Source organism: Aquicoccus sp. SU-CL01552, assembly GCF_040365005.1.
In the GTDB taxonomy this organism is placed as follows: Bacteria; Pseudomonadota; Alphaproteobacteria; order Rhodobacterales; family Rhodobacteraceae; genus Antarcticimicrobium.
The window spans coordinates 45143-58718 of record NZ_BAABWV010000017.1 but is presented as its reverse complement, the minus strand read 5'-3'; the positions used below and the strand labels follow the sequence as shown (position 1 = coordinate 58718).

Here is a 13576-nt window from a genome sequence, read left to right as displayed (position 1 = left end):
GCGCGGGTTCCGTCGCCCGAGCGCGAAAAAGTTCGAAAAGATTTTCCGTGGTGGAGGCGGGGCAAACCGCCGGGGCAGGGCGCCCCGGCAGGTGCCGATCCGGGGTCAGTTCCCGGCGCTTTCCATCTTGCGATGGGCGATCACCTCTTCCAGCCAGCCCAGCTTCATCTCGGGCACCGAGGAGAGCAGCAGATCGGTGTAATCGTCGAACGGCGGGCTCAGAACCTGGCTTTTCGAGCCATAGCGGACCACCTTGCCGCGATACATCACGGCGATGGAATCGGCGATGGCGCGCACCGTGGCGATGTCGTGGGTGATGAAGAGATAGGCCACGTTCTCGACCTTTTGCAGGTTCAGCAAAAGCTTGAGAATGCCGTCGGCGACCAGCGGGTCGAGCGCCGATGTGACCTCGTCGCAGATGATCATCCTGGGTTTTGCCGCCAGCGCCCGGGCGATGCAGACGCGCTGTTTCTGGCCGCCCGACAATTCCGCCGGATAGCGGTCGATGAAGCCGTCGCCCATCTCGATCTCTTCCAGCAACTCCTTGATGCGCTTGCGTTTTTCCTTGCCCTTCAGGCCGAAGTAGAACTCAAGCGGGCGGCCGATGATGGTGCCGACGGTCTGGCGCGGGTTCATCGCCACGTCTGCCATCTGGTAGATCATCTGCAACTCGCGCAGGTCCTCCCGCGTGCGCCCGTCCAGCCCCGGCGACAGGGTGCGACCGGCAAACTCGATCTCGCCCGAACGCGGTGGCAGCAGCCCGGTGATCACCCGTGCCAGCGTCGACTTGCCCGAGCCGCTTTCGCCCACCACGGCCAGCGTTTGTCCCGGGTGCAGATCGACCGAGACATCGTGCAGCACGTCAAAGGAGGTGCCCTTGTAGCGCGCGGTGATGCCCGAGACGCGCAGGACGGGGTCCGGCGTCGGCTGTTTTTCCTCGTGCTGGATCGAGCGGACCGAGACCAGCGCCCGCGTATAGTCCTCTTGCGGGGCGTTGATGATCTGGTCGGTGGGGCCGTATTCGACCATGTCGCCGTTGCGCAGCACCATGATGTCGTCGCTGACCTGCGCCACCACGGCGAGGTCGTGGGTGATGTAGAGCGCGGCGACGCCGGTGTCGCGGATCGCCTCCTTGATCGCGGCCAGAACGTCGATCTGGGTGGTCACGTCCAGCGCCGTGGTGGGCTCGTCGAACACCACCAGATCGGGTTCCGGACACAGCGCCAGCGCGGTCATGCAGCGCTGCAATTGCCCGCCCGAGACCTGGTGCGGATAGCGTTTCCCGATGTTTTCCGGGTCCGGCAGGCCCAGCTTGTCGAACAGGGCCACCGCGCGTTCCTCGGCCTCGCGGCGGCTGAACTTGCCCTGGCTGACGGCGGCCTCGGTGACCTGCTCCATGATTTGTTTCGCAGGGTTAAAGCTGGCCGCGGCGGACTGCGAGACATAAGTGACCTCGCCGCCGCGCAGCCGGCGCACGTCGCGCAGGCCCGATTTCAGGATGTCGCGCCCGTTGACCCAGACCTCGCCGCCGGTAATCGTCACCCCGCCACGACCATAGGCCATGGTGGCCAGCCCGATGGTGGATTTTCCGGCGCCGGATTCCCCGATCAGCCCCAGCACCTTGCCCGGCATCAGGTCGAAATCGACACCGTGGACGATCTCGATGTCATGGGGTTTCTCGCCTGGGGGGTAGACCGTTGCGCCGATCTTGAGCCCGCGAACCTTCAGCAGTGGATCGGACATCAGCCGCGCCCTCCCTTCAGCGAGGTGGTGCGGTTCAGGATCCAGTCCGCCACCAGGTTGACCGAAATCGCCAGCGTGGCGATGGCGAAGGCGGGGTAAAGCGCCGCGCCGATGCCATAGATGATACCGTCGGCGTTTTCCTTCACGATGCCGCCCCAGTCCGCCTCGGGCGGTTGCACGCCCAGGCCGAGGAACGACAGGGTGGAGACGAACAGCACCATGAAGATGAAGCGCAGCCCCATTTCAGCCACCAGCGGGCTGAGCGCGTTGGGCAGGATCTCGCGGAAGATGATCCAGGTCCGGCCCTCGCCGCGCAGCTTGGCGGCCTCGACGAAATCCATCACGTTGATGTCGACCGCGACCGCGCGGGCCAGGCGATAGACCCGGGTGGAATCCAGCAGGCCCATCACCAGGATCAGCACCGGCACCGTCACCGGCATCACCGACAGCACCACCAGTGCAAAGATCAGCGTCGGGATCGACATCAGCAGATCGACAAAGCGCGACATCACCTGGTCGGCCCAGCCGCCCAGCACCGCAGCCAGAAAGCCCAGCACCGAGCCGGTGGTGAAGCTGAGGATGGTCGCAACGGTTGCGATGAAGATGGTGGTGCGCCCGCCATAGATCATCCGGCTGAGCAGATCGCGACCGATGTTGTCGGTGCCCAGCAGGAAGTCCGCGCTTGACGGTTCCCAAACGCCGCCGACGACCTCGGCCATGCCGTAGGGCGCGATCAGCGGCGCCAGGACGGCAGCCAGGAAATAGAGCGCGGTGAAGAACAGCCCGACCAGGGCAGCAAATGGAATTCTCTTCATTTCGGATGCCTCAGCCGCGGGTTGGACAGGATCGACACGATATCGGCGATCATGTTGAGGCCGATATAGACGGCGGCAAAGATCAGCCCGCAGGCCTGCACCACCGGCAGGTCACGCTTGGAAACGTGATCGACCAGGTACTGTCCCATGCCGGGATAGACAAAGACCACTTCGATCACCACGACGCCGACCACAAGGTAGGCCAGGTTCAGCATCACCACGTTGACGATCGGCGCCACCGCGTTGGGAAAGGCGTGGCGCAGGATGATGTTGAACAGCGTCAGCCCCTTCAACTCGGCGGTTTCGATATAGGCCGATTGCATCACGTTCAGGATGGCGGCGCGGGTCATCCGCATCATGTGGGCCAGCACCACCAGCGTCAGCACCGAGATCGGCAGCGCGATCGCCTGCAACCGGGTGAGCAGGTCGGCGTCGGGCCGGTAGGAGATTGCCGTGCTGGGCAGCCAGCCCAGTTTCACGCCGACCACGAACATCAGCAGGTAGCCGATCAGGAACTCCGGGATCGAGATCGACGCCAGCGTGACCGCCGAGATCAGCTTGTCGGGCCAGCGATCGCGGTAGCGCACCGCCAGCAGGCCAAGGAAGATCGCCAGCGGCACGGCGACGATGGCCGCCCAGAAGGCCAGGAACAGGGTATTGCCAAGTCGTTTGGAAATCTCGGTCGCGATGTCCAGCCCCGAGGTCAGCGCGGTGCCTAGGTCCCCGGTCAGCGCCGCGCCCAGCCACGAGAAGTAGCGGCTCAGCGCCGGTTCGTTCAGCCCCAGTTCGGCGCGCAGGTTGGCCAGCGCCTCGGGCGTGGCGGACTGTCCGAGGATGGATTGGGCGACGTCCCCGGGCAGGATGTTGGTGCCGGCAAAGATCAGGACCGAGACCATCAAAAGCAGAAGCAGGCCCAGCGCGATGCGCTGGACCAGTAGTTTCAGAAGCTGCCCCATGTCAGGCGGCGACCCACATCTTCATCGGGGCGTAGAGATCCATCAGGTCAAAACCCTTGTGATCCTCGACCCAGCCGGCGACGCGGTCGGAGGTGGCGCCGATGAAGTCGTTGAACATCGGGCAGATCAAGCCGCCTTCGTCGCGCACGATGGTGCCCAGGTCGGCATACATCTGCGTCCGCTTGGCTTCGTCCAGCTCGCCGCGGGCAGCGACCAGGAGCTGGTCGAAGGTCTCGTTGCTGAACCGGGTGTCGTTCCAGTCCGCGGTGGAGAGGTAGGCGGTGGAATACATCTGGTCCTGGATCGGGCGGCCGCTCCAGTAGCTGGTGCAGAACGGCTGCTTGTTCCAGACCTCGGACCAGTAGCCGTCATTGGGCTCGCGCTTGATCTCAAGGTTGATGCCCGCCGAGGCCAGCGATTGCTGGAACAGCGCCGCGGCATCGGGTGCGCCGGGGAACGAGTTGTCCGAGGTGCGCAGCAGGACCGAGCCGTCGAAGCCCGACTTCTCGAAGTGGAACTTGGCCTTGTCCGGATCGTATTCGCGCTGTTCGAGTTCCGAGTACAGCGGGTAGGAGGCGTTGATCGGGGTGTCGTTGCCGATCGTGCCGTAGCCGAACAGGATCTTGTCGACCAGCTCCTTGCGGTTGATGCCGTATTTCAGCGCCAGCCGCAGGTCGTTGTTGTCGAACGGCGCGGTGTTGCAGTGCATGATGAACACGTAGTGCCCCGACCCGGCCGCCGAGCGGACCGAGATGTTCGGCGCCCGGTCGACAAGACCGGCGGTGCGCGGCGGCACCCGGTCGATCATGTCGACCTGGCCCGACTGCAGCGCCGCGACGCGCGCGGTGCTGTCGTTGATGACGATGACCTCGATCTCTGCCGCGTGCCCCAGGTCAGCGTCCCAGTAGTCCGGGTTCTTCTCGGCGACGAAGCGCACGCCCATGTCGACTTCCTTGAGGACATAGGGGCCGGTGCCGATCGCCGCAGAGGGGTCGTCCTTGCCGCCGTTGGGCTGGATGATCAGGTGATAATCGGCCATCAGATAGGGCAGGTCGGCGTTGGCCTGTTCCAGTTCGATGATGAACTGGTCGCCCTCGGCGCGCATCGACTTGATGTCACGCAGCAGCCCCAGTGCGCCCGACTTGGTCTCTTCCCCGGAATGGCGTTCGAGGGTGGCCAGAACGTCCTCTGCCGTCACCGTCTTGCCGTTCGAGAAGGTGATGCCGCTGCGGATCGTGAAGGTCCAGGTCTTGGCGTCGGCCGAGGCCTCGTAGCTTTCGGCGACCTTGGGGTCCAATCCGCCATGCGGCGCCAGAACCACCAGCGGTTCGCCCCACAGCCGGCTGACCATAGTCATGGCCGTGTTGGTCGTGGTGGCGGGATCGAGGCTGTCGGTGGTGCTTGCCCCCTGGATGCCGGCACGGATCGTGCCGCCCTTCATCGGGCCGGCGGCCTGCACGGCCTGGGCGAACATCGTGTTCGCCATCGCGGCACCGATCCCGAGCGCACCGGCACGGCCGATGAATTCCCGGCGGCTCATTTTTCCGACGCCGGCACGCGCCGCGAGATAGCTCAGATGGTCGTTCATGGTTGTCTCCCGTTAGTGATTTCCACGACTTGCGCGCGGTTCTTTTTTGATTGGACAGTCAATCGTTGCTCAATCGTTTCACGCTCGCAAGTGTTTAATGGCATGCTGTGGACCGAGGGCGTCACAGGTGATCGCGATCAATGCTATCGGTAATGTCGCGGACGTACAACAAGTTGTCGTTTTCAAAGGCTTCTATTCGGGCGGCCAGGTGGAATTGCGTCGCGTCACTCCACATCTCGCAGCGGGTCTCGGTGCGCAGCCTCCAATCGCCGCGTTCACGCTCGTCGGTCCAGTGGCACCAGCCGCGCGCCGACAGCGGATCGTCGGGGTGGATGCTCCAGCGTTCGCGCGCGATGGTGCCGCCGATCAGCCCATGATCGAGATCCTCGCGCTTGCCGAAATCATCCTCGATCACCAGGGTCACGGTGCCGCTGACCATGTCGGTTTCGCTCTGGCGAACGTGGTTTTCCGGGCGCAGGGCACGGGTCTGCCACGGGGCCTCGGCCTGGGGCGGGGGAAAGGCCCACTCGTCGCCCGCTGCGGGCGCGCGCACCGGCAGGTCCAGCCGCCCGGCCTCCAGCGTAAGCGTGGCGCTTTCGGGGGCCGGCCAGAGCAGCGGCCAATAGGTCGAGGAGATCGCGACGCGGATCCGGTGGCCCGCTGGCACCCGGTAGGCGATCTGATCGAGCGGCACGGCGATGTCATAGGCATGGCCAGGCTCCAAAAGGTGCGGGTCGGCCGGCCCGTCGCGGTGGGACAGGTTCAGCACGCCATAGGTGATCCGCGACGCGGCTCCGTCGGGGTGGACATGGGTCAGCCGCACCGCGATCTGCGCCTGTGGCTTGTCCGCCCGTAGCCGCAGGTGCAGCACCGGCGCGCCGACGATATCGGTGTCGGCCTCCAGCGGGGCGCTGTCGAAACAGGTTGACAGGGCGTCATCGCAACGCTGGTCGCCCGGCATCTCCGGCCCCAGCCAGATCGCGCAATACTCACCGGCGGCCATGCCGCAATGCTGCGGCGAGTTGACGGTGGCGCTGAGCGGGGCGGGGGCGCGGCACAGCCCGGCATCGCCCAGGTGCCAGGCCTCGACTGGAATGTGCGATGTCGCGCCGGTCTGCTCGGCGATCCAGCGACCGGGGCGTTCGGTGTACCAGGCGGCTGGGCGCAGACCGTCCATCAGGTAGGCGCGGTAATCCGGGTCGTCCTCGACCCCGGTGTCGATCCCCTTCAGCCAGCGATCCCACCAGCGCAGCGCCTCTTGCAGGAACCCGATGCGCGGTTCGGGCACGGCGAAATGCGGGTACTTGTGCACCCAGGGGCCGACGATGCCCTTGGCGCCGGGGATATTCTCGACGATCCGCGGTACCGTGTTCTTGTAGGCATCGCCCCAGCCGCCCACCGCCAGCACGCGCGCCTTGATCGCGCTGTAATCCTCGCAGACCGACCCATGCCGCCAATAGGCGTCGCGCCGCTGGTGGCGCAGCCATGTCGCCGGAAGAAAAGGCTCATTCTCCAGCCGCTGCATCCACATCTCGCGCCAGGCCTCGCCGACCAGCGCCGGATCCGGCGCGCGCGAGGAATAGGACCACATCGTTGCGCCCCAGCCGAGGTTCTCGTTCAGCAGGCAGCCGCCCTTGTAGTGGATGTCGTCGGCGAACCGGTCCACGGTCGAGCAGAGTGTGATCACCGCCTTCAACGGCTCTGGCGCAAGCACGGCGACCTGCAACCCGTTGAAGCCGCCCCAGCTGATCCCCATCATGCCGACCGTGCCGCTGCACCAGCCTTGCGCGGCCAGCCAAGTTATCACCTCGACCGCGTCGTCAAGCTCCTGCTGGGTGTATTCGTCCGTCATCACCCCTTGGCTGTCGCCATTGCCGCGCATGTCCACCCGCACGCAGGCATAGCCGCGCTTGGCGAACCAGGGATGCGTCAGCGCATCGCGCGCCGTTGTGCCGTCGCGTTTGCGATAGGGCAGATATTCGAGGATCACCGGCACCGGGTCTTGCGTCGCATCCACCGGGCGCCAGATCCGCGCCGAGAGCCGGCAGCCATCGGAGAGCGTGATGCCCAGGTCGGGCAGTTCTTCGATCTCGCGCAGGGCGTTCAGGGATTTTGTCATGGGGCGACCTTTTGCATCGGGGCAAGGTCTGTCAAGCGCGCAGGGCGATCACCAGATCCATGACGTTGGTGCCGGTGGGGCCGGTGACCAGCAGGGCGTCCTGCGCGGCGAGGAAGCTGCCGCTGTCAGCCCGGTCCAATGCCTCTTGCGCGCCCGGCCCCCAGGTGGCGCCGGTGACAAGGCCGCCGGCGGCCTCGGTCGGCCCGTCGGTGCCATCGGTGCCGCCCACCAACACGGTGATCCCCGTGGTGCCGGCGATCTCCCGCGCCAGCGCCAGCGCGAGCGCCTGGTTGCGGCCACCCCGGCCCGGATTATCGGGCAGAACCACCGTGGGTTCACCGCCAAGGATGATCGCGCCCCGCTCCATCGACCGGAGGCGCGGCCCCCAGTGCCGAGCCAGCGCGTTCATGTCGTCGTGCAGCGCCTCACCCTGTTCCAGCACCTCGATCCCCCGCGCGCGGGCCGCCTGTTCCGCTGCCATGCGGGCGTGTGCATTGCTCGCCACGATGCGGGCGCCATAGGCAAAATCGGGGGCGGCGGGGGCGGCGCCGATGCCCGATCCGATCACCGCGATATCGTCGCCCGGAACGTCCGAGATCGCCAGCACCGAGGCCCGCGCGCCGCGGAAATGCGACAGCAACCCGCCGCCCTTGATCCGAGACAGCCTGCGCCGTTCCGCGTTCATCGCGGCGATGTCCAGCCCGGCACCGAGCAGACGGCGATTAATCGTGGCAAGATCTTCCAGCGTGTTGCCCTCGACCAGATCCTCGGCCAAAGACGAGGCCCCGCCAGAGACCAGCAGCAACAGCTCAGAGCCTTCGGGCATCGCCTCGACCGCTTCGCGCAGCGCCTTGCCGCCGCGCAGGCTGCGGGCGTCGGGCACCGGGTGCGCGGCCTCGATCACCTCGGCCGCCTCGGGCAACCCGTCGCCGTGGCCGTCCTTGGTGACTACCAGCGCGGGAACCTGGGGAAACCGCTCAAGCGCGGCCCGCGCCATTGCCCCGGCGGCCTTGCCGACGGCGAGGATGCGATCAGGCCGCGCGATGCCCTCCAGCGCCACCTTGGTCGCCGCGTATCCATCGACGGCATCCACGCCGGCCTGCCAGAGTGTCACTGCGGTGTCGCGCGGGTCCATTCAGACCTCCATCCAGATGGTGATCGGCCCGTCATTGACCAACGCCACCTTCATGTCGGCGGCAAAGCGGCCGGTCTGCACCGGTACTCCCTGCGCGGCCATCCGGTCCGCGAAATACGTGTACAACCGCTTGCCCTCGTCCGGCGGCGCGGCGGTGGAAAACCCGGGGCGGTTGCCGCTGCGGGTATCGGCGGCCAGGGTGAACTGGCTGACCACCAGCGCCGCGCCGCCCACGTCGAGCAGCGATCGGTTCATCTTGTCCGCGTCGTCCTTGAAGATGCGCAGCTTGGCCACCTTTGCGGCCAGCTTGTCGGCCTGGGCCTCGGTATCGCCCTGCATGGCACAGACCAGGATCAACAGGCCGGGGCCGATCTTTCCGATGATCTCCTCATCGACCGTGACGCTGGCCTCGGTGACACGTTGGATCAGGGCGCGCATGGGGTCTCCTTGCATCTGGGGGCATCGGGGTACGGCACGGCGATGCCATGGGACAGGGCGGCGTGCAACGCCCACATTGGCCGGTTCATCCCCGCCAGTCGACGATATCGCCCACCCCGGCCCGTTCGGTGCGAAACCCATTGGCGGGGTGGTCAGGATCGGCATAGCCGAAGGAAATGGCACAAAGCACCAACCGATCCTCGGGAATGTCGAACCAGCGGTGCAGGAACGGCGCGTGGGAGGCGACGGCGGCCTGCGGGATGCTCGCCACCCCGGCGGCCTGTGCGGCCAGCGTAAAGGCGGTGACGAAGCCGCCGCAATCCAGCGCACCATAGGCCCCAAGTTCCGCCGGGCTGGTGACGATGGCGCAATGGGGTGCGCCGAACAGCGCGAAGTTCTCCATCATCTGCCGGGCCGAGCCGTCGCGGTCGCCCTTTTCCACGCCCACCGCCTCGTAGAGCTGCCAGCCGCAGGTGCGTCGGCGGTCGCGGTAGGCGCCGGAATAGCCGGTGGGAAAGGCAAGGTCGGGATCGTGGGTGCCGGTCCGCGCCTCTTCGATCAGCGCGGCGCGAAAGCGGTCGGTCTCTTCGCCGCTGGTGAGGATCACCTGCCAGGGTTGGGCATTGCACCAGGACGGCACCCGCCGGGCGGCGCCCACGATCCCTTCGATCACATCGCGCGGCACCGGGTCGGGGCGAAAGCCGCGGCAGGAAAAACGCTGCGCCATCAGCGTGTCGAAATCGTCCAAAGTCATGAAATCCCCCAAGGTCCTGCCGGTCTGCCCGCCTGTCGCGGCGCAGAATGGCGGTGGCGCGCCTGGGGTGCAAGGGGTGTGATTTGAGCCGGATCAAGGAAACAAGGTCGCGACTCGGCAAAAATCCGGCCATCCGATTCACAAGGAGAATATCAATGGTTGAGAAATCCGAAACCTCCGGTCTCTGGCCTTCGCTCTATGATCCGCTGCGGGCGCTGGGCACCCGTATTGCCGATTGGCTGAGCCCGGCGACCGAGGCATCGAGTAATGACAATGCCTATGATATCAGCATGGAACTGCCCGGGGTCTCCGAGGACGATATCGAACTGACCGTCGAGGATGGCGTTGTCACCGTGCGCGGCGAGAAGAAGACGCAGCAGGAGAAAAAGGGCGACACCTGGTACTTCAGCGAACGCCAGTACGGGGCCTTTCGCCGCTCGTTCCGCTTGCCCGAGGATGCCGACGGCGACAAGGCCAGCGCCAGGATGGCCGATGGCGTGCTGCACGTGACGGTGCCCCGGCGCAGCCTTGAGACCGCCAAGTCGGCGCGCAAGATCGACATCGCGCGCGGGTAAGCGTTGCGGGAGCGGCCCGTTTTCGACTGGCCACCCTTCCTCGAACACGCACGGGCCGCGCCCACTCATTTCGCTTGTGTCGTCCCCGCTTTTGCGGGGATGACAGTCGGACCATGCCTTGGGCCGGGCCGTCGCCTATTGGTTCATCGCCACGACATAGCCGATGCCACCGGCGACGATCAGCCCCAGCGCCACCGCGATGGCGATCTTGATCGCCGACCACGGGCGTTCGCCCTGCACGCGCCCGGTGCGGCCGTTGACCACGAAACGGTACGTTTTGCCGCGATATTTGTACGCCGCCAGCCAGACCGGCAGCAGGATATGCTTGAAGGTGACGGCAGAGATGTCGGTGTCGATGTCGTGGATGCGCTGGCGGTCACCGCCGATGTCGAACCGCACGTCGCGTTCGATCACCCGGGCCATGTGGTCGCGCGCCTGGGCATAGCCCTCGTCCAGCTCCACCGTATAGGCCTCGGCGCGAAAGCCGGCCAGGTACTCGGGCCGGTAGGGTTCCAGCGCCGGCAGGTCCCAAGGCTCCAGCGCGTCGGTATAGCGTTTCGGCAGGCTTTTCGAGGCCAGCACCAGCACGTCGTCGAAGAACCGCGCGACGCGGCCCGAAGCGGGGGACCAGCGCACCTTAGCCACCTGCTGCTGCACCCGCTTGCCGTCGCGCACCACGGTGCGGGTCTCATAGTAAACGATGCCGCGTTCGCCGCGATAGCGTGATTTGGTATCGGCGTCGAAGGTCCAGTAAGGCACGTAGATGCCCTGCATCCTGCGCCCCTTGCGGGCATAATCCTTGAGCCCGTTCGGCGCGAACCACAGCCGCCCGAGCCAGTCGTTCATTGCCTTGTGGGCCGCGCGTTCGTCGAGGGCAAAGGGCAGCACGCCGCGCGGCTTGATGTGGCGGCTGACGCCGGTGTCGGTGACCACCGGGGTGGCGCAGAACGGGCATTCGGCGGCATGGGTCGCCGGGTCGAACTCGACCTGCGCGCCGCAATTGGGGCAGGAGAGGATGCGGGTTTCCTCGGTCTCGCTGGAGTCGAGTTGCCCGGCGCGGGCGGCGTCGAAATCCAGCTCGCGCAGCCGCGCACCGCCCCAGGGGCCGTTGTCCACCGGCTGCTCATTCCCGCAATGCTCGCAGACCAGCATCCCGCGCGCCGGGTCGAAGCGGTAATCGGCGCCACATTGCTCGCAGGGAAAGCGGTGTTCGTCGGGCGCGGGGGCGGTGGAGGTTGCGGGGGCCGTGGGGGCGGCGTCGGACATGGGAATTTCAGGACTCCGGCGGGGTTGTTTCCGGTGAAAGGACGGGGCGGATCAAACGCCCGGCGGCGGGGGCGGCGGCAGGATGGTAAAGAGCTGCGCCAGTTCTTGAACGTCCTCGGCATGTTTCCAGCCGTCCTGACCGGCGGTCCAGACGTAGCTTTCGCGCGTCAACTCGCCCGCGGTTGCCATCCGGCCCAGGTCGGCGCGGGAGAACGGCCCCTTGGTCTCGCCGCCCTCGGCGATGTGCCAGACATGTTCGACCGGCGGCGGCGGGGGCACCGGGGCGGCGGCCTGTTGCTGGGGTTGCGGTGCCGCGCCCCAGGGGCCGGGCCGGGCCATGTTCTGCGCCATCGCCATCCCCATTCCGGCGCCAAGACCGGCGGCCATGCCACCACCGGCGGGGTTGGAGGCGGCTGCCGTCATCGCCTCGGCCGCCGAGTACTGGGTGAACTTGCCCAGGTCGCCCGCCAGCCCCATCGAGGTGCGCTTGTCCAGCGCCTGTTCCACCGCCGGCGGCAGCGAGATGTTCTCGATGTAGAACTCGGGCATCTCCAGCCCGTATTGCTCGAGCGTGGGCGCGACCTCGGCCACGATCAGCTTGCCCAGGTCGGCGGTATTGGCGGCCATGTCCAGCACCGGGATGCCCGAACCGGCGATCGCGCGGGAAAACTCCTGCACGATGATGTTGCGGATCTGGAAGCTGATCTCGTCCATGGTGAACTCGCCGTCGGTGCCGACGATCTCGACCATGAAGCGGGCCGGCTCCTTGATCCGGATGGTATAGGTGCCGAAGGCGCGGATGCGGGTCGGCCCGAACTCCGGGTCGCGCAGCATGATCGGGTTCTTGGTGCCCCACTTGAGGTTGTTGAACCGGGTCGTGTTGACGAAGTAGATCTCGGATTTGAACGGCGATTTGAAGCCGTGGTCCCAGTGCTGCAGCGTCGTCAGGATCGGCATGTTGTTGGTCTCGAGCATGTAGAGACCGGGGGTAAAGACATCGGCCAGCTGTCCTTCGTGGACGAACACCGCCGCCTGCCCCTCGCGTACGGTCAGCTTGGCGCCGTACTTGATCTCGTGTCCCTCGCGCTGGAACCGCCAGACCATGGTGTCGCGGGTGTCGTCGGTCCAGTGGATGACGTCGATGAATTCGCCGGTGAGAAAGTCGAAGATTCCCATAAAGCCGATCCTTTTTCTGTCAATTCGGGCAGGCGATCACAGCGCCTGTCCCATCAGTTCGCGGGCGATGATCCGGGTGATCGGGCGGGCCTCGGCGGCGGTCATGCCCGGGGTCAGGCGCGGATCGTAGAGCATGTTCAAGAGCAGTTCGTCGTGGTTGGTCAGCAGCGCGAACTCGTCGTCATCGTTGAAGATCGACGGGCGTGCCTCGGGGCTGTCGTTGGGCAGGCCGAGACCCTGTGCGAGTTCCTCGTGGATGCAAGACAGCCGCACCAGGTCCGGGTGTTCGGCCCGGATCAGCGCCACCGCGCGGGTATAGGTGTTGGGATTTCGGCTGCCCGAGACCGCCACGACAAGGCAGTAGAACGAGCGCGGCAGGTTGCGGAACAGCGCCAGTTCCTGGGCGCTGATCGAGGGGATCAGCTGTTGCAGGCGGGTCTGGAAATAGTCGCGATCGTCCTCGCCGGCGACAAAGACGTGGAAGTTCGCGGTCGTGCCGCGCGTGACCGAGACCGGGTGCCCGGTGATCCGGCCCAGCCGGGCGGCATAGCCGGTGATGCTGTTGGTGTCGCGGGTGCGCTGGGCGGGCTGCACGCTGGCGCCGAACTCGATTCCGATCTGCACTGGCGCCGCCCAGCGGCTGAGCTCGCCGCCGGCGCCGCGGGTGCGCCGGGCCGGGATCGCGCCGCCCGCGTATTCCTCGAAAAAGGCGATGGTCTCGAAGTTGTCGACCAGTTGGTCGGCGGTGAACGGGGTGTCGGGGCCGCCGCCGTCGGTGCGCAGCAGGCCCCGGGTGAGCAGATCGCTTTGCACTGCGCGGTAATAGCGGGCCAGCGCGCGGCTTTTCTCGGAGCGCGGTTGCGGCTCCTGCGGCGTGAGCGCGGCGGGGCGTGCCTGCGGCGTGGGCGAGCTGACCAGTCCGGCTTCTTCGCAGCCCGACAGCAGCAGCGGCCCGGCCAGGGCCAGGGCCGCGAGGCCGGATTGCCCTATGCGGCGCATACCGCGCATCCC

Annotated in this window: 12 protein-coding genes; 1 reads left to right on the top strand and 11 read right to left on the bottom strand. The window is 66.5% G+C overall.

Annotated elements, in window-relative coordinates; genetic code table 11:
• Positions 1-105: 105 nt before the first annotated feature.
• From ABWV23_RS18040 to ABWV23_RS18005, 8 genes are all read right to left on the bottom strand, one after another.
• The gene (locus ABWV23_RS18040; protein ID WP_353350241.1) at positions 106-1743 is read right to left on the bottom strand and encodes an ABC transporter ATP-binding protein; all 1638 of its coding nucleotides are present in this window, start codon (positions 1741-1743) and stop codon (positions 106-108) included.
• A complete protein-coding gene (locus ABWV23_RS18035) occupies positions 1743-2558 on the bottom strand; it encodes an ABC transporter permease (RefSeq protein ID WP_353350239.1) in 816 nt (271 codons plus the stop codon). The genes ABWV23_RS18040 and ABWV23_RS18035 overlap by 1 nt, the downstream gene beginning before the upstream one ends.
• Entirely contained in the window at positions 2555-3514 is a 960-nt protein-coding gene (locus tag ABWV23_RS18030; RefSeq protein WP_353350237.1) for an ABC transporter permease, read from the bottom strand. Before ABWV23_RS18030 ends, ABWV23_RS18035 begins: the two co-directional genes overlap by 4 nt.
• Position 3515: 1 nt before the next feature.
• A complete protein-coding gene (locus tag ABWV23_RS18025; RefSeq protein ID WP_353350235.1) occupies positions 3516-5102 on the bottom strand; it encodes an ABC transporter substrate-binding protein in 1587 nt (528 codons plus the stop codon).
• Between the two features lie 121 nt (positions 5103-5223).
• A complete protein-coding gene (locus ABWV23_RS18020) occupies positions 5224-7221 on the bottom strand; it encodes a CocE/NonD family hydrolase (protein ID WP_353350233.1) in 1998 nt (665 codons plus the stop codon).
• Between the two features lie 31 nt (positions 7222-7252).
• Positions 7253-8356 carry a glycerate kinase type-2 family protein gene (locus ABWV23_RS18015; protein WP_353350231.1) on the bottom strand — a complete coding sequence of 368 codons (1104 nt, stop codon included), beginning with the start codon at positions 8354-8356 and terminating at the stop codon, positions 7253-7255.
• Positions 8357-8794, bottom strand: coding sequence for a D-aminoacyl-tRNA deacylase (gene dtd / locus ABWV23_RS18010; RefSeq protein ID WP_353350229.1), 438 nt, complete (start codon positions 8792-8794; stop codon positions 8357-8359).
• Positions 8795-8879: 85 nt separating this feature from the next.
• Complete coding sequence (locus ABWV23_RS18005) at positions 8880-9548, bottom strand: nitroreductase (protein ID WP_353350227.1); 669 nt, start codon at positions 9546-9548, stop codon at positions 8880-8882.
• Between the two features lie 155 nt (positions 9549-9703).
• On the opposite strand from ABWV23_RS18005, the gene ABWV23_RS18000 reads away from it, so the two are divergent.
• Entirely contained in the window at positions 9704-10123 is a 420-nt protein-coding gene (locus ABWV23_RS18000) for an Hsp20/alpha crystallin family protein (protein ID WP_353350225.1), read from the top strand.
• Positions 10124-10258: 135 nt separating this feature from the next.
• Here the strand turns inward: ABWV23_RS18000 and ABWV23_RS17995 are convergent, their stop codons facing one another.
• Genes ABWV23_RS17995 through ABWV23_RS17985 form a run of 3 tightly spaced genes read right to left on the bottom strand, consistent with a single transcriptional unit; the run spans position 10259 to position 13573 of the window.
• Complete coding sequence (locus ABWV23_RS17995) at positions 10259-11389, bottom strand: TFIIB-type zinc finger domain-containing protein (RefSeq protein WP_353350223.1); 1131 nt, start codon at positions 11387-11389, stop codon at positions 10259-10261.
• A gap of 51 nt (positions 11390-11440) precedes the next feature.
• The gene (locus tag ABWV23_RS17990) at positions 11441-12565 is read right to left on the bottom strand and encodes an SPFH domain-containing protein (RefSeq protein ID WP_353350221.1); all 1125 of its coding nucleotides are present in this window, start codon (positions 12563-12565) and stop codon (positions 11441-11443) included.
• Positions 12566-12601: 36 nt separating this feature from the next.
• Positions 12602-13573, bottom strand: a complete 972-nt coding sequence (locus ABWV23_RS17985) for a DUF2927 domain-containing protein (RefSeq protein ID WP_353350219.1) — start codon at positions 13571-13573, stop codon at positions 12602-12604.
• Positions 13574-13576 lie beyond the last annotated feature (3 nt).

Excerpts from the sequence above, each read along its gene's own strand:
- ABWV23_RS18005 (WP_353350227.1), bottom strand. The coding sequence starts at position 9,548 with ATGACTTTGGACGATTTCGACACGCTGATGGCGCAGCGTTTTTCCTGC.
- ABWV23_RS18040 (WP_353350241.1), bottom strand. The coding sequence starts at position 1,743 with ATGTCCGATCCACTGCTGAAGGTTCGCGGGCTCAAGATCGGCGCAACG.
- ABWV23_RS18035 (WP_353350239.1), bottom strand. The coding sequence starts at position 2,558 with ATGAAGAGAATTCCATTTGCTGCCCTGGTCGGGCTGTTCTTCACCGCG.
- ABWV23_RS17990 (WP_353350221.1), bottom strand. The coding sequence starts at position 12,565 with ATGGGAATCTTCGACTTTCTCACCGGCGAATTCATCGACGTCATCCAC.
- ABWV23_RS18015 (WP_353350231.1), bottom strand. The coding sequence starts at position 8,356 with ATGGACCCGCGCGACACCGCAGTGACACTCTGGCAGGCCGGCGTGGAT.
- ABWV23_RS18020 (WP_353350233.1), bottom strand. The coding sequence starts at position 7,221 with ATGACAAAATCCCTGAACGCCCTGCGCGAGATCGAAGAACTGCCCGAC.
- ABWV23_RS18030 (WP_353350237.1), bottom strand. The coding sequence starts at position 3,514 with ATGGGGCAGCTTCTGAAACTACTGGTCCAGCGCATCGCGCTGGGCCTG.
- ABWV23_RS17985 (WP_353350219.1), bottom strand. The coding sequence starts at position 13,573 with ATGCGCGGTATGCGCCGCATAGGGCAATCCGGCCTCGCGGCCCTGGCC.
- ABWV23_RS17995 (WP_353350223.1), bottom strand. The coding sequence starts at position 11,389 with ATGTCCGACGCCGCCCCCACGGCCCCCGCAACCTCCACCGCCCCCGCG.
- ABWV23_RS18025 (WP_353350235.1), bottom strand. The coding sequence starts at position 5,102 with ATGAACGACCATCTGAGCTATCTCGCGGCGCGTGCCGGCGTCGGAAAA.
- ABWV23_RS18000 (WP_353350225.1), top strand. The coding sequence starts at position 9,704 with ATGGTTGAGAAATCCGAAACCTCCGGTCTCTGGCCTTCGCTCTATGAT.
- dtd (WP_353350229.1), bottom strand. The coding sequence starts at position 8,794 with ATGCGCGCCCTGATCCAACGTGTCACCGAGGCCAGCGTCACGGTCGAT.